This is a genomic window from Streptomyces sp. NPDC001744 (assembly GCF_042892575.1).
Taxonomy (GTDB): Bacteria; Actinomycetota; Actinomycetes; order Streptomycetales; family Streptomycetaceae; genus Streptomyces.
This window is the reverse complement of the sequence record NZ_JBIAUG010000023.1, coordinates 37,919-61,567: the sequence shown is the minus strand read 5'-3', so window position 1 is coordinate 61,567 and position 23,649 is coordinate 37,919. Positions and strand designations below refer to the sequence as shown.

Sequence of the window (23,649 nt, the reverse complement as noted above, 5' to 3'; positions counted from 1 at the left end):
CCACATGATCATCATCACGGGTGCAGGACAGGGCATCGGGGCCGCCGTCGCCCGTCGCGCCGCGGACCTGGGACGGCCGGTGTGCGTCAACTACCGGTCGAGCGCCGAGGGCGCGGCCCGGGTCGTGGACGACCTGCGGCGGTCCGGCGTCGAGGCGATGGCGGTCCGGGCCGACGTGGCCGAGGAGGACGAGGTCGAACGCCTCTTCGCGACGGCGGAGGAGGAACTGGGCCCGCTCACCGCCCTGGTCAACAACGCCGGCGTCACCGGAGGCATGGCCCGGGTCGCGGACCTGGACATCGCCCAGCTCGACACCGCCTACCGCGCCGTCCTGCGCAGCGTCGCGCTGTGCACGCGCCGGGGCCTGCGGAGCATGGCCCGCGGCCGCGGCGGCGCCGGGGGGAGCATCGTCAACATCTCCTCCACCGGAGCCCGTACCGGCGGCGGCCACGAGTGGGTGCACTACGCCGCCCTCAAGGCCGCGGTCAACGTCCACACCTGGGGTGCCGCACAGGAGGCGGCGGCCGACGACGTCCGCGTCAACGCCGTCGCCCCCGGACTGATCGACACCGGACTGCACCGGGCCAACGGCGTCCCCGACCGGCCCGACCGGCTCCGGCCGACCGTTCCCCTGGGCCGCATCGGCACACCGGAGGAAGTCGCCGAAGCCGTGGTCTTCCTCCTCTCCCCGGCCGCCTCCTACATCACGGGATCCGTCCTCGAAGTGGGCGGCGGCCGATGACCCCCTCCCCGGACAAGGAAGCAGCTCCCATGCCCGACACGCCCACCTTCCTGCTCGAACCCCACAGCCCCCTCCACCTCGACACGCCCCCGCACGTGATCACCGAGGGCTCCGGCATCACCGTCCGCGACGAAGCCGGCGACTGGTTCGTCGACGGCGTGGCCGGCCTGTGGAGCGTGACCCTCGGCTACAGCGAGCCCCGCCTGGTGCGCGCGGCCACCGAACAGATGAACAGGCTCCCCTTCTACGGATCGTTCAACCACCGCACCAACGACGTCGCCCTCGCCCTGGCCGCCGACATCGCCGACATCGCCCCGATCCCTATGGGCCGCGTCTTCTTCGGCAACTCCGGCTCGGACGCCAACGACAGCGCCATCAAGTTCGCCCGCTACTACCACTGGGCCCAGGGGCGGCCGGAGCGCCGCAAGGTGATCTCCCACAGCTGCGGCTACCACGGCACCACCCTGGCCGCCGGTTCGGCCACCGGCCTGCCGCACATCCACCACGGCTTCCAGTTCGCGACCGAGGACTTCCCCTCGGCGCACTGCCCCAGCCCGCTGCACCCCGCCTCGCGCGGAATGAACGAGGCCGAGCAGGTCGACTGGCTCGTCCAGGACTTCGAGAACCTGCTGTACGAGGTCGGCCCCGAGACCGTCGCCGCGTTCATCTCCGAACCGATCCTCGGCGCCGGCGGCCTCATCATCCCGCCCGCCGGGTACTTCGCCCGCCTCCAGGAGGTCCTCGACCGCCACGGCATCCTGTTCGTCGCGGACGAGGTCATCACCGGCTACGGCCGCACCGGATCGATGTTCGCCACCACCGAGTTCGGCCTCACCCCCGACATCATCACCACCGCCAAGGGGCTGTCCTCGTCCTACCTGCCCATCTCGGCCACGCTGGTGAGCGAGAAGGTCAGCGCCGTCCTGGCCGAGGGCAGCCGGCAGATCGGCACCTTCGGGCACGGCTTCACCTACTCGGGGCACCCCGTGGCCGCCGCCGTCGCCCGCGAGACCCTCGCCATCCTGCGGGAACGCGACATCCCCGGCCACGTCCGCGACGTCGCCCCGCACCTCGAACGCGCGCTGGAGAAGTTCCGCGGCGCCGAACTCGTCCGCGACGTACGCCACCACGGCCTGCTGGGCGGCGTCGAGTTCGACCCCTCCCAGGGGGACCACGAACCGGGCCGCATCGGACAGGCCGTCCTGCGGGCGGCCAAGGAGCGCGGCCTGCTCCTGCGGGCCATGGGCGACACCGTGGTCTTCGCGCCCCCGCTGATCATCACGCCCGACCAGATCGACGACCTGATGGAACGCTTCACCGCAGCCCACCACGACGTGCTCGACTCGCTCGGCCGACGAGCGGCCTGACCGCAAGGAGCAGCCCGATGGCCATCGGCATCCTCGCCACCGGCTCGTACCTGCCCGACCACGTCGTCACCAACGACGACCTCGCCCAAGTGGTGCCGACCTCCGACGCCTGGGTCACCTCCCGCACCGGCATCCGGCAGCGGCGCCGGGCCGACCCGGGGCAGCACACCTCCGACCTGGGGCACCGCGCCGCCCTGGCCGCCCTCGACGACGGCGGCCTCGCCCCCGACCAGCTCGACGCGCTGGTGGTGGCCACCAGCTCGCCCGACCAGATCCAGCCCTCCACCGCCTGCAACGTCCACGCCAAGCTGGGCCTGAACCAGGTGCCGGCCTTCGACGTCGGCGCCGTGTGCAGCGGCTTCGTCTACGCCACCGCCACCGCCGCCGGACTGATGGGCGCCTTCCCCCAGTACCGGCACGTCATGGTGGTCGGCTGCGAGGCGTACAGCCGCATCCTGGACTACGAGGACCGGGGGACCTGCGTCTTCTTCGGCGACGGCGCCGGCGCCGCCGTCCTGGGACACGTCCCCGACGGATACGGCATCCTCGGCTGCGACCTGATGGCCGACAGCACCCGGCTGGACGTGGTCGGCATCCCGGCCGGAGGAACCCGCGAGCCCACGAGCCGGCGGACGGTCGAGGAGCGGCGCCACTACTTCCACATGGACGGACGCCGGGTGTGGGACTTCGCCACCCAGGCCGTCCCCCGCGTGGTCAAGGGCGCCCTCGCCGCCGCCGGCCTGGACGTCGGCGACGTCGACCACCTCATCACCCACCAGGCCAACGCCCGGCTCATCGAGGAGTGCGCCGACCGGGCCGGCATCCCGCTCGACCGCGTCCCGATGACCGTCGACCGCTACGGCAACACCGCGGCCGCCTCGGTCCCCATCACCCTCGACGAAGCCCGCGCCGCGGGCACGCCGCGCCGCGGCGACGTCGTGGTGCTCGCGGCGGTCGGCGGCGGCATGACCGCCGGCGCCCTCGTCCTGCGCTGGTACTGAACCCCACCCTGGAGACCCTCACATGACCGCGCCCACCGCGCCCACCGCGCCCACCACGGCCCCCGCCGGCCCGACCACCACCCCGGACCCCGCCCCGCCCCGGACACCCTCCGGCGGGTCCGCCTTCACCGAGTTCGCCCGCACCCACATCGCCCCCCGGGCCGACACGGCCTACGAGGCCGAGGTCCTCGACCGCCTGTCCTGGCAGCGCCTGGCCGACCTGGGCCTGTGGCGCCTCGGCGTCCCCGAGCACCTCGGCGGCGCCGGGGGAACCTGGCGCGACCTCGCCGAGGGCATCGCCGACATCGCCCGGGGCAGCGACGACCTGGGCTTCACCCTGTCCCTCATCGCCCACGCCGGCCTCGTGCGGGCGCTGGTGGAACACGGCAACGAGCACCACCACCGGACCGTGCTGCCCCCGCTCATGAAGGGGGCGGTCGGAGCCACCGCCCTGACCGAACCGCACGGCGGATCGGACGTCGCCCGCACCCGGACCGTCGGCGAGCGGACCCCCGACGGCTGGCGCCTCAGCGGCACGAAGGACCACATCACCAACGCCCCCGTCGCCGACCGGGCCCTCATCCTCGGCCGCGTGCCCGCACTGGGCCGCCGGGACATCTCCCTCTTCCTGGTCAACCTGCACAGCCCCGGCGTCCGCCGCGGCCCGGCCGAACAGCTCCTCGGCCTGCGGACCAGCCCGACCGGCGCCATCCACCTGCGCGACGTGCTGCTGCACCCGGACGCCGTCCTGGGCGAACCGGGCGACGGCCTGCGCACCCTGTACGACGTCATCAGCTTCGACCGCGCCCTGTACGGCCTCGTCATCGCGGCGTTCCTGGAACCCCAGCTCGACAGGGTCATCGACTTCGCCCGCCGCCGCGAGGCGTTCGGCGTGCCGATCCTCGACCACCAGTACGTCCAGGGCCGCGTCACCGACATCCGCGTCACCGTCGAGGTCGCCCGCGCCACCGCCCTGGCCGGCATCGACGCCCTCGTCGCCGGGGACCCCGAGGCGTCCCTGCGCTGCTCGGTGGCCAAACTGGTGGGCTCCGAGGGTCTGGTCGAGGCCGCCCAGGACCTGATGCGGCTGCACGGCCACGCCGGGTTCATGCGCGGCCCCCTGACGCGCATCGTCCAGGACGCGCTGGGCACCCTGATCGCCGGGGGCACCAGCGAGATGCAGCGCAAGAACATCCTGAACCAGATGCTGGCCCACCGCACGGACTGATCCCGGTCCGCCCGGACGACCCGCGCACGCACCCGGAACGAGGAGCCGATGACCGCGACATCAACCGATCCCGCCGTCCCCTCGCGGACGTCCCTGGGGCGCCCCTTCTTCTGGTTGTGGAACGCGTGCGCGGGCTCGAACCTGGCGGACGGCGTCTACCAGGTCGCCCTGCCGGCCACCGCCGTCCACCTGGGCGGCGGTGCCGACGGCGTCGCCCTCGTGGCCGCCATGTCCCGCCTCCCGTGGCTGCTCTTCGCCCTCTTCTCCGGGCTGCTCGTCGACCGGTACGACGAACGACGGCTGATGCGCGTCGTCAACACCGGGCGCGTCCTCGTCCTCGGCGCCGTCGCCCTGCTGCTGGCCCTGGGGGAGGGGAGTATTTCCCTGCTCGCCGCCGCCGCGTTCCTCCTCGGCATCGGCGAGACCGTCTTCGACACCGCCTTCCACACCACCACCCCCGGCCTGGTCGAGCCCTCCCAGCTCGAACGCGCCAACGCGCGCCTCCAGGCCGCCGAGATCACCACCAACCAGATGGCCGGCCCGCCGCTCGGCGGCCTGCTCCTCGGGCTGACCGCCGCGCTCGCCTTCGGCGCCACCGCCGTCCTCTACCTCGCCACCGTGCTGGCCCTCCTCGCGCTCCCGGCCCCGGACGGCCGGACCCCGCCGGCCGCGACGCCCGGCCGCACCGGCGTCCTGCGCGACATCCGCGCCGGACTCTCCTTCCTCGTCGGCCACCGCACCCTCCTCGTCTACGCCCTGGGCGTGGGCGCGCTCAACCTGGCCTGGGCCGCGGTCTACGCGGCCCTGCCCGTCCTCGCCCTGCGGCCCGGCCCCCTCGGACTGAGCCCCTCCGCCTACGGGACCCTGCTGATGATCGCCGGTGTCAGCGGACTCGCCGTCGGACTGCTGTCCGCCAAGGCCACCGCCCGGCTCGGCACGCGCCCCTGCATGGCCCTGGGGCTGGCGGGCATGGCCGTCGGCTTCCTCCTGCCGGGGCTCGTGCTCACGACGGCCTCGCTGGGCGTCGGACTGGGCTGCACCGGCCTGCTCGTCCTGATCAACGTGGTGACCGTCTCGTACCGCCAGCGCACCGTCCCGCAGGAGATGCTCGGCCGGGTCACCTCGGCCTACCGCCTGATCGCCTTCGGCTGCCTGCCCCTGGGCTCCGCCCTCGCCGGCGTGGTCGGCAGCCACGCCGGCTCGCGGCCGGTGCTCCTCGTGGCCGGCTGCGTCGTCCTCGCGGCGGCGGTCCCGATGGTCCTCGCCACGCCCCGTCCGGCTCCGGCCCCGACTGAAGTCACGGAGACAGAGTGAACGTCACGCTCACCCGCACCGGCGGAACACACGTCGACGCGGTCCTCACCCCCGGGACCCTCGACCACCCCCTGGTACGCGACTGCCCCCATCTGTACTGCGGCCCCCGCTGGCTCCGCGTCGAGGAACAGGCCCATCCCGGCGACGCGTTCTACACCTGGGCGCGCACCGGGGACTCGACCGCCTTCGCCCCCGCGTACGGCTTCGACCGCACCAGCAACCCCTGGCCCTTCGCCCGCCCCGACCTCTTCCTGGCCGACGTGACGGGAACCGGTGAGGGCCACGAGGCCCTGCTGCCCGCCTTCACCGTCGGCGGGCGCCGCCCCGGGCGCAGCAAGTTCTGCACCGCGGGCTCCGTCCGGCAGCGCGCCCGGACCCTGACCCTGCTCCTGGAGGCCGCCGCCGAAGGGGCCGTCGTCCGCGGCGCCGCCTGCCTGGCCGCCCTGTACTGCCCGCCCGGGGACGCCGACCTCGTCGCCGCCTTCCGCGCCCACGGCGGCGTCAGGTTCCCCTCCCACGGCGCCAACATCCTCGGCCTGCCCGGCGACGGCCTGTCGGACTGGATGGCCTCACTGCCCCGCAAGCAGCGCGCCAAGGAGAAGGCGGACCTGCGCAAACTCGACGGGGCGGGCGTCGAGTTCACCGTCTCCCCGCTGCGGGAGCCCGACATCGACCGGATCGTCCCCCTGGAGCTGGGCCTCTACGACAAGTACGGCCACGCGTACGCCCGGGAGGAGGCCGTGGCCCTCCACCGCGCCTACCTCGACCACCTGGGGGACGACGCCCTGCTCGTACGCGCCCGCCGCGACGGCGCCGACCTCGGGTTCGTCTCCCTCGTCCGCCACGGACCCCGCCTCCACGTCCGCCAGGCCGGATTCCATCCGCAGGCCGGCGACAGCGGCCCGGTCTACTTCGGCGCCGCCCTGCACGAGCCCGTCCGATGGGCCTACGCCCACGGCGTCCGCCACCTCGACCTGTCCGTCGGCTCGGACGCCGTCAAACGGCGCCGCGGCGCGCGGACGCACCCGCGCGACGCCTGGTTCGTCCCGCTCACCGAAGCCGCCCGCCGGCACCTGCGCCACCTCACGGAACGCGCCGGCGAGGACCCCGCCCCCACCCCCGCGACAGCGAAGGCGACGACATGACCACCTCCACGACCCGCGCCACGACCGACCCGTCCTCCCTGGTGGGGACGGTCGCCCGCATCACCCACACCGTCACGGACGAGGACGCCGCCACCCGCTGGGGCAACGACCTGCCGGTGCTCGCCACCCCGGTCCTGCTGTGGCTGAGCGAGATCGCCGCCATGAAGGTCGTCGAACAGGCCGTCGGCGAGGGCGACATGACCGTGGGCCTCGCGCACGACTCGGGTCACCTCGCGCCCACGCCCGTCGGGGACGAGGTCACCGTCTCGGCCACCCTGACCCGCGTCGACGGCCGTGAACTCGTCTTCGACGTCGAGGCCCGGGACTCCGAGGCCGTCGTCCTGCGCGGCCGCCACACCCGGGCCCTCATCGACCGGAAGCGGTTCGTCGCCCGGATCGACCGCCGCCGCGGCTGACCGCCGCGCGACGGAGCCGGGGCCGGCCGGTGTCTCCCGGACACCGGCCGGCCCCGGCCCCGTTCCGCCCCCTCAGCGCGCGGAACGGGCCCCGCTCCGCCGCAGGATGCCCAGAGCGGCCTCCACGAGGGGCGCGTTGCCCCCGGCCGGTGAACCGTCCGGAAGGAACAGCACGTCCTCCAGGCCGATGCGGGTGTCCAGGCCCAGCTCGGCGGCGGTCTCCAGGACGGGCCACGCCGTCGCGTCGTCGCCGTGCAGCAGGATCGGCGCCGGTGTCGCCGCCGACAGGCGCCGGACCATCTCCCGGGCCGTGTCCGCCGCCCGGTCGGCGGGCGTGTCGGTGATCTCGGCCAGTACGCGCAGGACGCGGCCGGCGAACGGGGACGCGAGGAAGGCGCGCGGCCCGTCGGTACCGGAGAAGAGCCCGGCCTCGACGCCGACCCCCCGGTCCTCCAGCGTCCGCGCGACCAGACCGGCCCCCTCCTCGTGCCAGTTGACCGACGCGTGGTCCGGCAGCGTCGTCCAGGACTCGACGAGCCGGGCCCGGCGCGCGGGGTCGCTCTCGATCCACGCGCCCGTGGTCACCCCGACGCGGACCCCGGGCCCGACGGCCTCGCGAACGGCCTGGAGCACGTCGTGGACCACCACCGGGTCCAGCGTGTCCCGGCCCCGCCCGTCCCTGGGGTGCAGATGGACGTCCTCGGCCCCCGCACCGACCGCCCGCCGCGCCTCGGCCGCCAGTTCCCCGGCGGTGGTTCCCAGCCCGGGGCCCTCGTCGGGCCGGCGCGTTCCGTTGAGACAGACTTGCAGCATGCGTGGCACTCTGGCACGCCCCGGTCCGGCGGCGGCGAAGTACACGCCGAAAGTTCCACGGGCCGGGGCGCGACGGCGCCCCTCCCGCTTCCACTTCCGGCACGTCCACTTGAGGAAGCGTCCCCGCGCGCATGATCCGCGCGCCGCCGGTCAGCCGATCGGGCGCCGACAGTGGCAGCTTCAGAGAGGAACGCCATGCAGCGCGTGACGACGCAGAAGGACCGGCCGCCCGTGGGAACGCCCCGCCCGGCCGCACCCACCGCGCGGCCCGGGGCGGAAGGGCCCGGAACCGCGCGGACCCCCGACCGGCGCCCGGACGGGAGCTGACGTGCTGACGGACATCGTCGTACAGAACGTCGCGTCCTTCCGGATCGACCCCGCCGTCCTGGCCCGCCCCCACCGCCGCACCGTCCTGGTCACCAGTCCGACGCAGCACCAGAAGCTCCTCAAGCGCAACCGCGCGGACGTCTTCGACCGCGTGATCGTCCACGAGGACTTCAGCCCGTCCGGCATCGCCCGCTGCGTGACGGCGGTGCGCGACGCCCTGCCCCCGGGCGACCGCGACGGCGTACGCCTGCTGTGCCACGACGAGTACGCGCTCGGCGCCGTGGCCGAGGCGCGCCTCCTGGCCGGCGTCCCGGGCGACCGCCCGGAGCAGGTGGCCCCGTTCGTCGACAAACTGGCGATGAAGGCCGCCCTGGCGGACGCGGGCGTACGGCTGCCGAAACACCGCGAGTGGTCCGCCGCCGACTACCACCGCGACCCCGGGCGGTACGCCGCCGGGCTGGGTGACGACCTCGGCTGGCCGGTGTTCGTGAAACCGCTCGACGAGTCCGGCAGCGTCGGCACCGCCGTCCTGCGCGACGCCGCCGCCCTGCACGCCTGGGCCCGGGAGGCCGGCGAACGCCGCTTCGAGCTGGACGAGTACCTCGACGGCGACCTCTTCCACGTGGACACCACCGTCCGGGACGGAGAGATCCTCCACGCGAAGGCCAACAGGTACCTGCACCCCTGCTACGACTACCTGAAGGGCCGTCTCTGCGCCTCCTGGACGCTGCCCGACGACCGGCCGGAGGCCGAGGCCCTCAAGGAGTTCAACCGGCGGGTCCTCGAAGCCTTCCGCGACAAGCCGCGCGACGGCGTCTTCCACCACGAGGTCTTCCGCCGCCCCGACGGCGAACTGGTCTTCCTGGAGATCGCGTCCCGCGCCCCGGCGGCGCTCGTGCCCTCCACCCACCGCATCGCCTGGGGAGTGGACATCGAGGAGTCCCACTTCCGGCTCCAGCGCGGGGAACGTCCCCTCGCCCCGGAGGCCACGGGGCTGCACGCGGCCTGGGCGTACTTCCCCAAGCGCGCGGGCACCGTCGTGGACCTCCGGACCGCCCGGCTGCGCAGCGACCACCACTGGCAGTGGAACGTCGAGACGGGCCGGACCACGGAGGCGCCCCGCGACATCCGGGACTTCAGCGCCGCCGTACTGCTGTGGAACTCCGACCACGACGCCCTCCTGGAGGACCTGCGCACCCTCGACGCCCACCGGGCGGTGCTCACCGCCTGACCCCCTCCGGGGCCGCCGTGCCGTTCCCCGGGCGCACCCGTCCGCGCCCGGGGAACGGCCCCGCGCCCGGGGCGGGACCGGGCGCCTCCTGAACCGTCCGTCAGGAAGCGGCGGGACGCAGGACGTCCGCGACGGCGTCGAGCGCGGCCCGCCAGGGGTAGGCGTCCGGCTCCTCCCGCCCGGACGGACGGGGAGCGGGCGTTTCCTCGCCGTGGAGGACCCGCACCCCGGCGCCGCGCAGGGTCTCGACCGACCGCTCGAACTGCGGGTGCGCGACGTGCGCGGGGGTCACGCACGGCAGCGCCGCCATGGGGACGCCCTTCCCGATGCCCTCGGCGACCACGCCGACGAGCCACTTGTCCGTGATGCCCAGGGCCCACTGGTTGACCGTGCCGAACGTGGCCGGCGCCACGAGTATCGCGTCCGGTTCCGGCCACACCTCCGGCTCGCCGGGAAGGGCGTGGTCCCAGCGCACGGGGTGTCCGGTGAGCGCGGCGAGGCCGTCGAGGGAGCCGGCGAGCCAGTGCGCGGCCCTCGGCGTCAGTCCGAGGCACACGTCCCAGCCGTCGGCCTGTGCCTCTTCGACGACCCGGGCGATGTCGAAGACGGGCGGGGCGGCGCTGCTGAACAGGTACAAGGTCCGGATGTTCATGAACCCCATCCGATCATATGTATGCGCCATCGATCGTCGTCCCGCCCGTCCGGTGATCACGAGGACACCGCCGGCCGGACGGGCGGAGCGGCGGCCTCCCGGTCCGCCGGACGCCGGCGGACCGGGCGCCAGGTCGTGACCAGGGCGGCGGCCAGGAGGAGTTCGGCGATGTCACCGCCGTAGTACATGATCTCCGCACCGCCCCGGACCTGCTCGACGGGCGCGTGGACATGGGTCCCGAAACCCCCGTACAGCAGCTGCGAGACCACCGCGTGCGCCGCGATCGCCACACCGAGCCAGACCAGCCGCACACGCACGTCCGGCCGGGAGGGAGAGGGGTCCGGCCCGGCGACGACGTGGGCGAACAGGCAGCCGGACAGCAGGAAGTGCGCGTGCAGCAACCAGTGCGCCACGGGGTCGCCCGTGATCACCCCGTAGAGGGGAGTGAAGTAGAGCGGGACCAGGCTGCCCGTGGACAGCGCGAGCGCGACCCAGGGACGGGTGAGCGCGCCGACGGGCGCGCTGCGCAGCACGGCGCTCAGCCGCCGCCCCCGTGCGGCGGGCAGCGTGCGCAGCAGGAGGGTGACGGGAGCCCCCAGGACGAGCGCGAGCGGCGCGTACATGCCGATGAGCACGTGCTGGAGCATGTGCCCCCGGAAGTCCTCGTGCGCGAAGGGGGCCACGGGCGGCAGCAGCGCGACGCCGAGCAGGACCACGCCGCTCAGGAAGCTCGCCGTCCGCCACGGGCTCCGGCCCAGGGCCGGGTTGCGGCGTCGTGCCCGGCGGGCGAGCAGCGCGTAGAAGACGGCGGCGGCCAGCAGCGGGAGGAGGGGCAGCAGCGTCTCCGGGAGGCCGCCGCCCCCGGTGTGCCCGTGCCCGGACGCGGGGTGTCCCATCAGACGTGCCGGGAAGCGGGGACGTCGGGGTCGAGGGGCCGGCCGCCGCGCCGCCACAGCAGACCGGCGGCGACCAGCAGGGCGCCGAGGGCGAGGAAGGCGAGGTCCCACCAGACCTGGCCGGCTCCGCCACGGACGTGGTGGATGCCGAGGAGGTGGTGGTTCAGCACGCCCTCGACGAGGTTGAACAGCCCCCAGCCGACGAGCACCCATCCCCAGAGCACCCGGGAGCCCCACACCCGCCGCCGGCCGTGGGTGACCCGCGCGTACAGGACGGCGAGCCCCAGGAGCACCGCGAGCCAGCACACGGTGTGGAAGACGCCGTCCCAGACGGTGTTCATCTCCAGGCCGGAGACGGTGCGGGGGTCGTAGTACTTCACGCCGACGCGGTCCTGGTCGGTGCCGCTGAGCATGTGGTGCCACCGCAGCAGCTGGTGGAGCAGGATGCCGTCGACGAACCCGCCCAGCCCCACCCCGAGCAGGATGCCCGGCAGCCGGATGCTTCTCGGCCGTGGGACGCCGGCCGGGGTCTCGCCCACCGTAGGGGCCATCACCGATCTCCTTTTCCGCACCTGGTGCGTCGGGAACGTTCCGCAGGACCCCTTCCCCGCTTCGCTGCGGCCATCCTGTCCCGGTGTCCTCCGTACGGCCCCGCCGCCGTACGGCCGGACCTCCGGAACGACGGGGCCGACGAGACGGATTGAGACCGGGCGGCACGGGCACGCGCTCCCCGGAACGAGAAAGTCCCGCCTTCACGGGCGGCGAGCAACGGGAGAGAAACGGGTGAGGATGGCCGAGCGACCGACGGCGTCGAAGCGACGGACCCGGACGGCGGACCGGGGTGACGTGCGAACGCCACCGCTGCGCCCCGGCGACTACGACCCGGCCGACTACGCCCCGTCCGTGGTGCGCAGCGCCGAGGAGGCGGGGGTCTCGCCCCTGCTGGTGATGACCGTGCTCCACAACGAGGCGTACAAGCCGCACCACCCGCTCCTGGAGCGGCTGTGGCAGTGGTGGAAGCCCGGGGCCTCCTTCGGGCTGGCCAACATGCACCGCGCGGCGTTCGAGCAGGTCCGCCGGGCGCACGGCCTGTCGGAGCGGTGGAAGGACCTCCGCGACGACCCGGCCCTCGCCATCCACGCGGCCGCCCTGCACCTGAAGGACCTCGACCGGAGCCTCCCGGAGCGGCACGCGCGCCGCTACACCCGCGACGAACTGCTCGCCCTCGGCTACAACACGGGCGAGCACAACATGCGGGCCTTCGCCCGGGGCGTCCCGCCCGGTCCCATGGCACGGTCGTACCTGCGCCGTTTCCGCGCGTACCGGGCCAGGGCCGCCGAGGTCCTGGCGGAGCACCGGGAGCGGAACGACGCCGTGGCCGGCTGACCGGGGGAGCGGGCCCGTCCCGGCGGCGGGCGAGGCCGCCGGGAGGGGCCCGGAAACACCGGGCCGAACCACTGGTGGATCGCGCCGATCGGGGTACACGGGTCCGCATGGCACCGAAGACCGACGACCTCATGTCCCTGCGGGCGGCGCGGCAGCTGCGCCGGGTCCGCGCCTTCTACGCGGCGGGCGTCCTGCTGTGGGCGGCCGCCGCGGCCTGGACGGGATGGGCGCATCCCGGGACCCGGCAGATGTGGATCTCCACGCTCCTGCTGGCCGTCTTCGCCGGGCTGCTCTGCACGGTCTCCCTGTGGCTGCGCCGCCTCCGGACCGCCACCGGGAGCCCGGCCCGCCGCGCCGCACCGCGACGCGTGAGCGCTCCCCGCCACGCGAACGCCTGACCCCGGACCGCGCCCACGGGAGGACGCACCATGACCACATTCGTCATCACCGTTCCGGGAACGTTCGTCTCCGGGATCACCGGTTCCGAGCGTTCGGCCCTGGAACGGGGACTGGCCCCCCGGCACACCGACGTGAGCGAGAGCGAGGGCGTGAACCTCCTCACCGTGAACGAGGACGGCACCTTCTCGGTCCGCCTGGAGGTCGAGGCCACGGACCGGTACGAGGCCGAACTGGACGCCACGAAGCTCGTCTCGGCCGCGCTGCGGGCGGCGGGAATCGCGGAATCCGGTGCTCCGCTCGGTCCGCCGGCCGTCACCGGCATCGACAACGACCTCTGATCCCGGCCTCCGGGCTCCGGGACGAGCGGCCCGGCGGCACGCCACCGGGCCGCGAACCGTTTCACGACGCAACCGGCGCCCCGCCCGCCTCCCGGTGGGACGGCCCGGTCCGGCCGTCGCCGCTCACGGGTGCCGGACGGCGGCGCCCCGCGTCCCCGGAGCGTCCGCCGGGGCTTCCTGTCCGCGCTCCGGGCCCGGGCCGGTGATGCCGTCCGGCGCCGCCGCGGGCCGCGTGGAGAGGACTTCGCGGGCCTGTTCGGCGGCGCGCGCGAGACTTTCGGCGACGTAGTCGAGGAAACGCGCGACGTTCTCCAGGCGGACGGCCGCCGGGGTGCCGGAACCGAGGACGGCGACGCCCTCCCGTGCCACCTCGACCTGCCGGACGAGGGAGTGGACGCTGGCCGTCATCGACTGGTACCAGAGGTCGCCGTCGACGGCGTAGCGCTCGCGGCGGCCCTCGGCGCGCTCCCTGCGGACGAGGGTCTGGCCCTCCAGGAAGGCGATCGACTTGGAGACGGTCGCCGGGCTGACCCGAAGGCGTTCGGCGAGTTCGGACGCGGTCAGGCTGCCGGCGTCGGTCATCATCAGGGCGACCATCACCCGGGCCGCCATCCTGGGCAGGCCCGCCTCCACCATGACCGTGGTGAACGACTCCTCGTACGCGCGGACGGCCCCCGGGTCGCGTCCGTGCGGCTGCGGCCCGGTCCGCGCGGACCGGGCCGGGGCGGGCCCGCGCCGCCGGGCGCGCTGTTCCGTGGCGCGGTGGGCCAGGTCCGCGCGGTACCCGGCCGGTCCGCCGTTGCGCATCACCTCGCGCGTGACCGTCGAGGTCGGCCGGTCGAGGCCCCTCGCGATCTCCGCGTAGGCGAGGCCGCCGGCCAGCCCCAGCGCGATCTGCTGACGGTCCTTCTGGGTGAGCCTGCCTCCCGGCATCCGGGCCTCCTTCGTCCTCCTGGAGCTCCCAGCATAGCGTTCATCCTCCTTTCATTGCAACGAGCGTGCCACCTGACGTTGCGTTAAACGGCAGCCCGGTGCAACGATTTGACGCCTTTGATCTGCGGTTATGGGACTTCTCTGCAATCAATGCGTTGCCAACTATGTGAACGCAACGTAGCTTTTCCCGTGTTAGAAACGACAAGCCGCAAGGAGAACACCATGCAGACGTTCGACACCCCCGCCCCGATCGCCGTCGTCCTCGACGTCCCCGCCGGACGCGTCCAGGTCATCGCCGCCGACCGGGCCGACACCGTGGTCGAGGTCCTGCCCGCGAACCCCTCCAGGGGCCGTGACGTCAAGGCCGCGGAGCAGACCTCGGTCGGGTACGCCGACGGCGTCCTGCGGATCGGGGTGCCGGTGAGGAACCAGTCCCTCGGTCCCTCCGGTTCCGTCGAGGTCACCGTCCGGCTGCCCGCCGGCTCCCGGGTCGAGGGGAAGGCGGCCGCCACCGAGTTCCGGGGCGTCGGACGCCTCGGCGACGTCGTCTTCGACGGCGCGTACCGGCAGACCAAGATCGACGAGGCGGAGAGCGTCCGCCTCACCGCCACCGACGGCGACATCGAGGTCGGCCGGCTGAACGGTCCCGCGGAGATCGGCACCCGGCGGGGCGACATCCGGATCGCCGAGGCCGTGCGCGGTACGGTCACGCTCCGCACCGACCAGGGCGACATCTCGGTCGCCGCGGCCCGCGGGGTCTCGGCCTCGCTGGACGCCGGCACCGGCCACGGCCGCGTCGGCAACGACCTGAGGAACGACGGCGCCGCCACCCTGGACATCCACGCGACCACCACCTACGGCGACGTCACCGCCCGCAGTCTCTGACGTGCCGCCGCGACACCGGGGGAGGGGCCGCGCCGGATCCGGAGGGGGAGGGCGGCGGAGGGGGAGGGACGTGCCTCAGGCGTGCCGGCCGGCCGCCCCCACCGGATCGTCCAGCAGGGCCCGTACCACCGAGTGCGCCGCCCCCAGCAGGGGGCCTCGCGGGCCGAGCCGGGAGACCGACACCGGGCAGGCCCGCCCGGCCGTCCGCCCGTCCAGCTCCTTCCGCAGGGACGGCAGCAGCCAGGGGGCGAGAGCGGCCAGCGCGCCGCCCAGCACGACGGCCTCGGGGTCGAACAGGTTGACCGCCCCGGTGAGCGCGATGCCCAGCGCCTCGCCGGCCCCCTCCAGGGCCCGCCGCACCGCCCGGTCGCCGGCGGCGGCCCGTTCGGCGAGCAGGCCCTCGCGGGCGTCCGGTTCCCCGCCGGCCGCCCGCAGCACCGCCCTCTCCCCGGCGTACTGCTCCAGGCAGCCGCGACCGCCGCAGCCGCAGGCCGGCCCGTCCGGGCGGACCGGCACGTGCCCCAGCTCACCCGCGAGACCGCGGGCCCCGCGCAGCAGGTGCCCGTCCACGACCACCGCCGCGCCGATGCCGGTCCCGGCGGAGACGTGCAGGAAGGTCCTCGGCGTGTCCGTGCCCAGCCACAACTCCGCCAGACCGCCGAAGTGGGCCTCGTTGTCCACGACCAGGGGGAGGTCCCCGGGAAGCAGGGGGCCGAGGTCGGCATCGCGCCAGCCCAGGTTCGGGGCGTGGACGACGGTGCGCCCGTCCGGCGCCACCGGGCCCGGCACCGCCACGGCGAGCCCCGCCGGCCGCAGCCCCTCGCCCTCGCTCCGGGCGACGGCCTCCCGGACGAGCCCGGTCAGCTCCCCGGCGACCGCCCCGGGGGAGCGGCCCCGGTTGGCGACGTGCCGCTCGACCCGGACGCGCACCTCGCCCCGCAGGTCCGTCACGCAGACCGCCAGGTGGTCGACGCCGATCTCGGCGCCGATCCCGGCGGGGCCCCGGTCGCTGACGGCGAGGGCGGAACCGGGCCGGCCCCGGCCCGCCCGGCCCGGCCGCTCGGGCCCCAGCTCCCGCAGCAGTCCGGCGCCGACGAGCTCGTCGACGAGGGTCGACACCGCCGCCCGGGTCAGCCCGATGCGGGAGGCGACCGCGGCGCGGGAGAGCGGGCCCTCGGCGCTGACCGTGTGCATCACCCGCGCGAGGTTGCGCCGGCGCATGCCCCGCTGGGTGTCGGGCAGCGCGCGGCCGGAGGACGCGGGACGGGCCTCGTGCACCAGTGCGTTCCTCCCGGGGATCCGGTGTCCGGCCGGTGTCATCCGGCCGGCACGCCCCGCTCCAGCAGCGGCGCCGCGTGGGAGAGTACCCCGGAGATCCGGTCCAGCGTCTCCTCGTCCCGGGCCACGGCGTCGAGCACGGGGCCCCGCGCGGTGCCCCAGCGCCGGGCGACCGCGGCCGGGTCCTCCCCGGTGAGCAGGGCCGCCGCCTGCGCCGCGGCGCCGAGCGCCACCAGCTCTCCGGCCCGGGGGACGTGGACCGGGCGCCCCGACAGCCGTCGTACGGTCCGCCGCCAGGCGGCGCCGCGGGCGCCGCCGCCGATGAGGAGCAGCGGGGCCGTGGGGTCCGCGTCCTCGTCCAGCACCCGCTCGAGCGCGGTGAGCAGGGCGTGGACGGCGCCGTCGTAGGCGGCCTGCAGCAGTTGGCCGGCGGTGGTGTCGTGGCGCAGGCCGAGCAGGAGGCCGGAGGCGCCCGGCAGGTTCGGGGTGCGTTCGCCGTCCAGATAGGGCAGCAGGGTCACGTCCCCGGCGGGCTCGACGGCCTCGCGGTCCAGACCCAGCAGCGCGGCGACCCGGTCGACGGCCAGGGTGCAGTTGAGCGTGCAGGCCAGCGGCAGCCAGTCGCCGCGCGCGTCGGCGAACCCGGCCACGGTCCCGGTCGGGTCGGCGGGACGGCGGGAGGAGACCGCGTAGACCGTGCCCGAGGTGCCCAGGCTCATCACCGGGGTGCCGGGGCGCAGCCCGAGGCCCAGGGCGGCCGCCGCGTTGTCGCCGGTGCCCGACGCGACCGGGATCCCCCCGGGGAGCGGCAGGTCGGGGTGGGCGCGCACGGTGCCGGCCACCTCGCCGGGCCGCACCAGGCGGGGCAGCAGCGCCGGGTCCAGGCCCACGCGCCCGAGGATCTCCTCGTCGTACGTCTCCGTCGCCGCCGCCCACCATCCGGTGCCGGACGCGTCGCCCCGGTCGGTGGTGCCCCGGCCCGTCAGCCGTTCGGTCAGGTAGTCGTGGGGCAGGCGCACCGCCTCGGTCGCCCGCGCCGCGTCCGGCTCGTGTTCGGCGAGCCAGGCCCACTTCGTCACCGTGAAGGAGGCCGTGGGCACGCTGCCGGTGCGCCCGGCCCAGAACTCCGCGCCCCCCGGTCCTCCGGTCAGCCGGCGGGCCTGGGGCGCGGACCGCAGGTCGTTCCACAGCAGCGCAGGGCGCACCGGTTCGCCGTGCGCGTCCAGGGTGACCAGGCCGTGCTGCTGCCCGCCGACCGACAGCGCGGCGGCCCTGCCCGCGTCCGCCCCGCACTGCCGCAGCGCTTCGCACAGCGCCCGCCACCACTGTCGCGGATCGCTCTCCCGTCCCGCTCCCGAGGAGACCGTGTGCGGCGCCCGGCCGTCGGCGACGACCCTGCCCGTGGGCACGTCGACGACGAGCGCCTTGGTGGACTGCGTGGACGTGTCCACGCCGATGACGAACGGTCCCTCGGTCACTGGCATCGCGCTCTCCCTCTCGGCGGGCCCGGATCACCGCATTTCCGGGACCCTTCCCACCCGTACGTCGGCACACTAATTTGTAAACCGCCATGACGAAATAGTCGCGCATCCGAGCGTCGCGCATCCGAGCGTCGCGCACCCGAGCGTCGCGCACCCGAGCAAGGAGCTGTGGCATGGACTACCGGCCCACCCCCGAGGACAGGTTCACCTTCGGCCTGTGGACCGTCGGCTGGCGGGGCGGGGACCCCTTCGGGGACGCCACCCGCGCGGCCCTGGACCCGGTCGAGACGGTGCGGCGCCTGGCCGGTCTGGGCGCCTCCGGCGTCACGTTCCACGACGACGACCTGATCCCCTTCGGGTCCTCCGACACCGAGCGCGAGGCGTGCGTCAAGCGCTTCCGGGAAGCCCTCGACGCCACCGGCCTGACCGTGCCGATGGCCACCACCAACCTCTTCACCCACCCGGTCTTCAAGGACGGCGCCTTCACCGCCAACGACCGGGACGTGCGCCGCTTCGCCCTCCGCAAGACCCTCCGCAACATCGACCTCGCCGCCGAACTGGGCGCCGAGGTCTACGTCGCCTGGGGCGGCCGCGAGGGCGCCGAGTCCGGCGCGGCCAAGGACGTGCGGCTGGCGCTGGACCGCATGAAGGAGGCGTTCGACCTGCTCGGCGAGTACGTCACCGAGCAGGGCTACGACCTGCGCTTCGCCATCGAGCCCAAGCCCAACGAGCCGCGCGGCGACATCCTGCTGCCCACGATCGGCCACGCCCTGGCCTTCATCGAGCGCCTGGAGCGCCCCGACCTCGTGGGCGTGAACCCCGAGGTCGGCCACGAGCAGATGGCCGGCCTCAACTTCCCGCACGGCGTCGCCCAGGCGCTGTGGGCCGGCAAGCTCTTCCACATCGACCTCAACGGCCAGTCCGGCATCAAGTACGACCAGGACCTGCGCTTCGGCGCCGGCGACCTGCGCGCCGCCTTCTGGCTCGTGGACCTCCTGGAGAGCGCCGGCTACACGGGCCCCCGCCACTTCGACTTCAAGCCCCCGCGCACCGAGGGACCCGACGGCGTCTGGGCCTCCGCCGAGGGCTGCATGCGCACCTACCTGATCCTCAAGGAGCGGGCGGCGGCCTTCCGGGCCGACCCGCGGGTGCGGGAGGCCCTGCGCGCCTCCCGCCTGGACGAACTGGCCCTGCCCACCGCCGAGGACGGCCTGCGGGGCCTCCTCGCCGACCGCGCGTCCTTCGAGGACTTCGACGCGGACGCCGCCGCCGCCCGCTCCATGGCCTTCGAACACCTCGACCAGCTGGCCATGGACCACCTCCTGGGGGTACGCGGCTGACCGGGCGCGACGGCGGCGCCCCGTGCGCCGCCCGCCCGCGTCGTCCCGCCCCGGTGTGCTTCCGCCGTGCGGACGCGGGGGCGGGGGACCGCCGGTGCCCGGCGCGGCCCCCACCCGGCACCGGGCCGTCCGCCGGGGTCACGCCTCCGGATCCTCCGTCAGGGGCAGGCACTCGGCGAGCAGGTCGACGACGTCGCGCCAGGCGCGCCGCGCGTGCTGCGGATGGTGACCGACGCCGGGGACCGTGGGGTGGTCGACCGGCGGGTGGTGGAAGGCGTGCAGGGCGCCCCCGTAGACCGTGAGGCGCCAGTCGACGCCCGCGGCCCGCATCTCGGCGGTGAACGCGTCCCGTTGAGCGGGCGGCATGATCGGGTCCTCCGACCCGACGCCGGCCCACACCGGGCAGCGGATGCGCGCCGCCTCGCCCGGCCGGCCCGTGGTCAGCGCGTTGACCGTCCCGATCGCGCGCAGGTCGACGCCGTCGCGCCCGAGTTCCAGCGCGACGGCGCCCCCGGTGCCGTAACCGACGGCGGCGATCCGGTCGGGGTCGGCCCGCGGTTCGGTGCGCAGCACGTCGAGTGCCGCACGGCCGATGCCCCGCATCCGGCCGGGGTCGGCGAGCAGGGGCAGGCAACGGGCCAGCATCTCCTCGGGATCGCCCAGATAGCGCCCGCCGTGAAGGTCGAAGGCCAGCGCCACGTATCCCAGCCCGGCGAGGGCATCGGCCCGGCGGCGCTCGACGTCGCCGAGCCCCATGCCCTCCGGTCCGAGCAGCACCGCGGGCCGGCGGCCGGCACCGGCCGGGAGGGCGAGGTGCCCGACCATCGTCAAACCGTCGGCCGGGTATTCGACCGTACGCGTCGTGATCGTCGTCATGGGACGGGACCGTAGGGAACGTCGAGCCCGGTTCGCCCGGTGTTCCGCCACCGGCGGAACGGCGGGCGTGCCCCTCCGGCCGTCTCGCCCTCCCGTCTTGCCTTTCCGTCCCGGGGCGGTTCGCGCTCCGAGCGGGAGCGGAGGTCAACGCCCGGAAGCGTTCTCAGCCGCCGTCGATGAGGCGTTCCGCGAACTCGGGCGAGAATTCACCGGCCTTGTACTGCAGGCCCCCGGCCGGGCAGCGCGCGTCGTCGGCGTGCCGGCCGTCGGAGTCGCCGGGGTTCTTGATCCACAGGTAGTACGCGGCGCCGCCCTCGCCGACCCGGGATGCCGAACCCAGCTTGCGCAGGGGCGGGTTGCAGAAACCGACCTGGCCGCTGGTCTCGTCACCGGGGACCTCGTACGCGCCGTTGCCGTTGCGGGAGGTGTCCACGACCCAGGTCGTGTCGACGCCCAGCCGCTCCTCGACCCGTGCGGCGAGGCGGCGGCCGTAGTCGTCGGAGATGGCGGTGGAGTGGTAGTTGGCCACGTTCACCGCCACGCCGTCGGCCAGGTAGATGCCGGAGCGGCCCAGCAGGTCGGCCATGTCGCTCAGGCCGATCCCCTTGTCCGCCGGGTCGTCCTCACGGCGCGCGCCCAGTGTCCACGTCGCGTTGCCGGCGTCGAGGTACGTCTTCACGTACGGGCCCTGCGCGTCGAGGTGCTGGTTGGCGTACCAGAGCATGTCGAAGCGGGCCTCCCGCTTCTCCGGCGTCAGGCAGTTCTCCTCCACGTCGGCCTGGGCCACCGCGTCCGGCTCCAGGACGACGAGCGCCGGCCGCTTGGCGATGCCCGCGATGAAGCCGTCCATCCACCTCTTGTACGCCTCGGCGTCGGCCGCGCCGCCGCCGGAGGCGCCGCCGCAGTCACGGCCGGGGATGTTGTAGGCGACGAGTGTGGGCAGCTGTCCGGCGGCCGTGGCCCTGGTGACGTAGTCGTTGACGGCCGCCTTGACGTCGGTGTTCCAGCCGCCGAACCACTTGACGGTCATCCGGTCGGCCACCTGGCTGCCGATCTTGGCGGCACGAAGGTCGACGGGGTTGGGCTCGGAGTGGTCGTTCACCCACTTGCGCGCGTTGGAGTCGGGGTCGACGAAGAAGCCCTCGCGCGCCGTCGACGTCGTCAGCGAGACGTTGTCGAAGGTGATGTCGGTCCGTACGGGCCGGCCGCCGACCTGGAAGTCGATGTGACCGTCGTCCGAGGTCAGCGAGGAGGTGAAAGTCCAGCTGAACCGCTGGGTGGTGGTGGTCAGGTCGAGCGTGTTCCCCAGGGCCTCCGGGTACGGCTCGGTGCCGAGCTGGACGGTTGACTTGATTTCCGTGGCTGTGGACGCCTTGGCGTCGAAGGAGAGGGTGTACCGGGCGCCCTGGCGCAGCTTGATGCCGCTCTGGCCCACGACCGTGCGGTAGAGCTCGCCGACCTGGTGTGCGGGGGCCGGTTCGACCGTCGCCCGCAGTGCGCCCCCGTCGGGGTTCACCGAAGCGCCGGCGGTTCCCCACCAGTGTTCGGTGGTCGTGGTGAAGGTGCCGTTGCGGGCCAACTCGCCGTACACGGCCTGCTCGGGGGCGGCCTGGGCCGCGGGGGCCGGAACGACGAAGAGGCCGGCGGCGAGCGCCGGCGCGGCAAGGACGGCGAGAGGCGTGGAGGGGTGTTTCATGCTCGGCTTTCTTCGACGGGTCTGTGTGGACCCGGGTGTCGGTCGTGTGGTGGGGGCCCTAAACGAGGGGGCCCTTCTTCAGTACGGTGTTGCCGCCGCCGTCGTGCCAGTCGATCTCGACGCCGTCGATGTAGCCGGAGTTGACGACGGTGTAGGCGGAGCCGGTCACGGAGACCCCGCGTGCCGGGGACGCCTTGCTCAGACCGTCGTCGTTGTTGCCGGCGGTGACGACGAGCCCGTCGGCGAGCACCTTGGCGGCCGCTCCCTCGACCTTCAGGCCGGCGTACCCGCCGCCGCCGAGGTCGTTGTTGCGTCCGTCCCGGTCGAGGCGGCAGCCGGTGAGCTGGAGGATGGCCCGGGCGCTCTTGGCCTCCACCTTGATGCCGTTGTGCATGCTGCGGTCGGTGGAGCAGCCGATGAACTGGATGACGCCTTCCCAGCCGTGCATCATGAACCCGTCGCCGCCCGACCACTCCGCCCGGCAGCTGGTGAACGTGGAGTTTCCGGTGCCGGCGATCCACCAGCCGGTTCCGTTGCAGCCGAGGGCGTACACGTCGTGGAAGACGGAGTCGGTGCAGTTGTTCAGCGCGATGCCGTAACTGCCGGTCCACTGCACGGAGACCCGGTCGAAATGGAGGCAGAAGGGGGCCTGCGGGCCCTTGGGCACGTCGGTGTTGTAGACGGTGTTGATGCCGATACCGGTGACCTTGCGGATCTGTACGTCCCGCAGCTGCAGGTGCTGGATCTGACCGACGGCCCGGATGCCGTCGATCTCCGCCCCGCCGCGCGGCAGTGCGGAGCCGTCGATGGTGAGGTCGAAGATCCGCGGCTCGACGGCCCGGCGCGCGTAACCGCCCCGCATCTGGTCGAGGACCAGCACCACGGCTTCGCCGGTGAAGCCGGGGAGCGGCTTCAGGCCGAACGGCGGGTCGGCCACGTCGTATTCGTTCTCGCCGGAACCGTGGGAGCCCCTGAGGGTGATGTAGGGGCCGACCCGTACGGGCGCGCTGGTGCGGTACTGGCCCGCGGGAAGGTACACGCTGTTGCCCGGCTCGCAGGCGTCGAGCGCTGCCTGGATCGCGGCCGTGTCGTCGCTCGTGCCGTCTCCCCTGGCACCGTACGCCCTGACGTCGTGCCAGCCCGGCGCGGCCCCGGCCTCCACCGCGGCGGCGCTGCCCGTGCCCGCGGCCACGGACACGGCACCCGCCGTGACACCGCCGAGGAACAGCCTTCGTGTGCGATCCATACCAACCCTCCCTTGCATTCGAACAAATAATCGCGCTGGTCGGGCGTGCCCATTCAACGGGAAGCGTTCGGTACTTGTCCATCACCGGCCACCCCCTGCGGATGTGGCCGTCGGCCGGTGGGGGCGCGTTGTGAACCCGCACGGCGCGACCGCTCCGGGACCGAAGCCGCCGAGGGCCGCCCCGCGGGCGACCCGCGCCGCGCGGTCATGACGGTCTCCCGGCGGGGGCCGGTGCGCGAGATGCGGCCGGCGCGGGCGACCGACGCATGGGGTCTCGCCGGCAGGGGCGAACCGGTCCGGGGCGTTGCGCGCCACCGCCCCTGGTGAGGACGCGGCTCAGGGAAAAGGCCGTTGATGCCGCGACAGGGATGTCACCGGCCCCGGCGCCCGTAGCTGTCGCTGGCGGTCGGCAGGTGGTTGTGCACGGCCCAGGCGTTGTAGGACGTCCGGTCCTGCTGGGCCTGAAGCCGCGCCTGCTGTTCCTGGAGGAGCCCCTCGGCCGTCTCCGTCCCCCTTCTGTCACGGCGGAGCACGACCACGAACGACAGCGCCCCGAGACCGAAGACGGCCCCGAACAGGGCCAGGAGAGCGGCCATTCTTCCTCCTCGTTGTTTCCCGCAGGGCGCTTCAGGGGTCATGGCGGGGGCAGGAGTCACGTC

Annotated in this window: 24 protein-coding genes; 13 read left to right on the top strand and 11 right to left on the bottom strand. The window is 74.3% G+C overall.

The window, feature by feature from the left end; translation table 11 throughout:
• Positions 1-4: 4 nt before the first annotated feature.
• Genes ACFYZY_RS24705 through ACFYZY_RS24675 form a run of 7 tightly spaced genes read left to right on the top strand, consistent with a single transcriptional unit; the run spans position 5 to position 7,213 of the window.
• Positions 5-742 (top strand): SDR family oxidoreductase, encoded by a 738-nt coding sequence (locus tag ACFYZY_RS24705; protein ID WP_388697947.1) that lies wholly within the window; start codon positions 5-7, stop codon positions 740-742.
• Between the two features lie 29 nt (positions 743-771).
• Positions 772-2,109 carry an aminotransferase gene (locus ACFYZY_RS24700; protein ID WP_388697944.1) on the top strand — a complete coding sequence of 446 codons (1,338 nt, stop codon included), beginning with the start codon at positions 772-774 and terminating at the stop codon, positions 2,107-2,109.
• Positions 2,110-2,126: 17 nt separating this feature from the next.
• A complete protein-coding gene (locus ACFYZY_RS24695; RefSeq protein WP_388697942.1) occupies positions 2,127-3,110 on the top strand; it encodes a 3-oxoacyl-ACP synthase III family protein in 984 nt (327 codons plus the stop codon).
• A gap of 22 nt (positions 3,111-3,132) precedes the next feature.
• Positions 3,133-4,338, top strand: coding sequence for an acyl-CoA dehydrogenase family protein (locus ACFYZY_RS24690; RefSeq protein WP_388697939.1), 1,206 nt, complete (start codon positions 3,133-3,135; stop codon positions 4,336-4,338).
• Positions 4,339-4,386: 48 nt separating this feature from the next.
• Positions 4,387-5,652: an MFS transporter gene (locus tag ACFYZY_RS24685; protein WP_388697936.1), complete on the top strand. Its 1,266-nt coding sequence runs from the start codon at positions 4,387-4,389 to the stop codon at positions 5,650-5,652.
• Complete coding sequence (locus ACFYZY_RS24680) at positions 5,649-6,797, top strand: GNAT family N-acetyltransferase (protein WP_388697934.1); 1,149 nt, start codon at positions 5,649-5,651, stop codon at positions 6,795-6,797. The genes ACFYZY_RS24685 and ACFYZY_RS24680 overlap by 4 nt, the downstream gene beginning before the upstream one ends.
• Positions 6,794-7,213: a thioesterase family protein gene (locus ACFYZY_RS24675; RefSeq protein WP_388697931.1), complete on the top strand. Its 420-nt coding sequence runs from the start codon at positions 6,794-6,796 to the stop codon at positions 7,211-7,213. Before ACFYZY_RS24680 ends, ACFYZY_RS24675 begins: the two co-directional genes overlap by 4 nt.
• Before the next feature lie 72 nt (positions 7,214-7,285).
• Here the strand turns inward: ACFYZY_RS24675 and ACFYZY_RS24670 are convergent, their stop codons facing one another.
• Positions 7,286-8,026, bottom strand: coding sequence for a 3-keto-5-aminohexanoate cleavage protein (locus ACFYZY_RS24670; protein ID WP_388697929.1), 741 nt, complete (start codon positions 8,024-8,026; stop codon positions 7,286-7,288).
• A gap of 328 nt (positions 8,027-8,354) precedes the next feature.
• Here ACFYZY_RS24670 and ACFYZY_RS24665 point away from each other — a divergent pair, with 328 nt between their 5' ends.
• Positions 8,355-9,584 carry an acetyl-CoA carboxylase biotin carboxylase subunit family protein gene (locus ACFYZY_RS24665; RefSeq protein ID WP_388697926.1) on the top strand — a complete coding sequence of 410 codons (1,230 nt, stop codon included), beginning with the start codon at positions 8,355-8,357 and terminating at the stop codon, positions 9,582-9,584.
• A 100-nt stretch (positions 9,585-9,684) separates the two neighbouring features.
• Here ACFYZY_RS24665 and ACFYZY_RS24660 read toward each other — a convergent pair whose 3' ends face one another.
• The 3 genes from ACFYZY_RS24660 to ACFYZY_RS24650 are packed head-to-tail and all read right to left on the bottom strand — an operon-like array spanning position 9,685 to position 11,683.
• The gene (locus ACFYZY_RS24660) at positions 9,685-10,236 is read right to left on the bottom strand and encodes a flavoprotein (protein ID WP_388697924.1); all 552 of its coding nucleotides are present in this window, start codon (positions 10,234-10,236) and stop codon (positions 9,685-9,687) included.
• A gap of 56 nt (positions 10,237-10,292) precedes the next feature.
• Positions 10,293-11,132, bottom strand: coding sequence for a cytochrome c oxidase assembly protein (locus ACFYZY_RS24655; protein ID WP_388697922.1), 840 nt, complete (start codon positions 11,130-11,132; stop codon positions 10,293-10,295).
• Entirely contained in the window at positions 11,132-11,683 is a 552-nt protein-coding gene (locus ACFYZY_RS24650; RefSeq protein WP_388697920.1) for a DUF2243 domain-containing protein, read from the bottom strand. Before ACFYZY_RS24650 ends, ACFYZY_RS24655 begins: the two co-directional genes overlap by 1 nt.
• Before the next feature lie 295 nt (positions 11,684-11,978).
• Here ACFYZY_RS24650 and ACFYZY_RS24645 point away from each other — a divergent pair, with 295 nt between their 5' ends.
• The 3 genes from ACFYZY_RS24645 to ACFYZY_RS24635 all read left to right on the top strand — a co-directional run bounded on the left by ACFYZY_RS24645 (position 11,979) and on the right by ACFYZY_RS24635 (position 13,255).
• Positions 11,979-12,518 carry a lytic transglycosylase domain-containing protein gene (locus ACFYZY_RS24645; RefSeq protein WP_388697918.1) on the top strand — a complete coding sequence of 180 codons (540 nt, stop codon included), beginning with the start codon at positions 11,979-11,981 and terminating at the stop codon, positions 12,516-12,518.
• Positions 12,519-12,625: 107 nt separating this feature from the next.
• Entirely contained in the window at positions 12,626-12,916 is a 291-nt protein-coding gene (locus ACFYZY_RS24640; protein WP_388697915.1) for a hypothetical protein, read from the top strand.
• Between the two features lie 30 nt (positions 12,917-12,946).
• Positions 12,947-13,255 (top strand): hypothetical protein, encoded by a 309-nt coding sequence (locus ACFYZY_RS24635; protein ID WP_388697913.1) that lies wholly within the window; start codon positions 12,947-12,949, stop codon positions 13,253-13,255.
• A 123-nt stretch (positions 13,256-13,378) separates the two neighbouring features.
• Here the strand turns inward: ACFYZY_RS24635 and ACFYZY_RS24630 are convergent, their stop codons facing one another.
• On the bottom strand, positions 13,379-14,188 hold the full coding sequence (locus tag ACFYZY_RS24630; RefSeq protein WP_388697910.1) for a helix-turn-helix domain-containing protein: 810 nt from the start codon (positions 14,186-14,188) through the stop codon (positions 13,379-13,381).
• A 222-nt stretch (positions 14,189-14,410) separates the two neighbouring features.
• Between ACFYZY_RS24630 and ACFYZY_RS24625 the strand changes: the two genes are divergently transcribed.
• Positions 14,411-15,073, top strand: coding sequence for a DUF4097 family beta strand repeat-containing protein (locus ACFYZY_RS24625; protein WP_388697907.1), 663 nt, complete (start codon positions 14,411-14,413; stop codon positions 15,071-15,073).
• Positions 15,074-15,148: 75 nt separating this feature from the next.
• On the opposite strand, the gene ACFYZY_RS24620 is transcribed toward ACFYZY_RS24625, so the two are convergent.
• Together ACFYZY_RS24620 and xylB are read right to left on the bottom strand one after the other, a co-directional pair.
• The gene (locus ACFYZY_RS24620) at positions 15,149-16,393 is read right to left on the bottom strand and encodes an ROK family protein (protein WP_388697905.1); all 1,245 of its coding nucleotides are present in this window, start codon (positions 16,391-16,393) and stop codon (positions 15,149-15,151) included.
• Positions 16,390-17,835, bottom strand: coding sequence for a xylulokinase (xylB, locus tag ACFYZY_RS24615; RefSeq protein WP_388697902.1), 1,446 nt, complete (start codon positions 17,833-17,835; stop codon positions 16,390-16,392). The genes ACFYZY_RS24620 and xylB overlap by 4 nt, the downstream gene beginning before the upstream one ends.
• A gap of 170 nt (positions 17,836-18,005) precedes the next feature.
• Between xylB and xylA the strand changes: the two genes are divergently transcribed.
• Positions 18,006-19,172: a xylose isomerase gene (gene xylA / locus ACFYZY_RS24610; RefSeq protein ID WP_388697899.1), complete on the top strand. Its 1,167-nt coding sequence runs from the start codon at positions 18,006-18,008 to the stop codon at positions 19,170-19,172.
• A gap of 138 nt (positions 19,173-19,310) precedes the next feature.
• Here the strand turns inward: xylA and ACFYZY_RS24605 are convergent, their stop codons facing one another.
• From ACFYZY_RS24605 to ACFYZY_RS24590, 4 genes are all read right to left on the bottom strand, one after another.
• On the bottom strand, positions 19,311-20,048 hold the full coding sequence (locus ACFYZY_RS24605; protein WP_388697898.1) for a dienelactone hydrolase family protein: 738 nt from the start codon (positions 20,046-20,048) through the stop codon (positions 19,311-19,313).
• Positions 20,049-20,211: 163 nt separating this feature from the next.
• Entirely contained in the window at positions 20,212-21,744 is a 1,533-nt protein-coding gene (locus ACFYZY_RS24600; RefSeq protein ID WP_388697895.1) for a glycoside hydrolase family 6 protein, read from the bottom strand.
• Between the two features lie 58 nt (positions 21,745-21,802).
• Positions 21,803-22,990 (bottom strand): glycosyl hydrolase family 28-related protein, encoded by a 1,188-nt coding sequence (locus tag ACFYZY_RS24595; protein WP_388697893.1) that lies wholly within the window; start codon positions 22,988-22,990, stop codon positions 21,803-21,805.
• 371 nt (positions 22,991-23,361) lie between these two features.
• Positions 23,362-23,586: a hypothetical protein gene (locus ACFYZY_RS24590; protein ID WP_388697891.1), complete on the bottom strand. Its 225-nt coding sequence runs from the start codon at positions 23,584-23,586 to the stop codon at positions 23,362-23,364.
• Positions 23,587-23,649 lie beyond the last annotated feature (63 nt).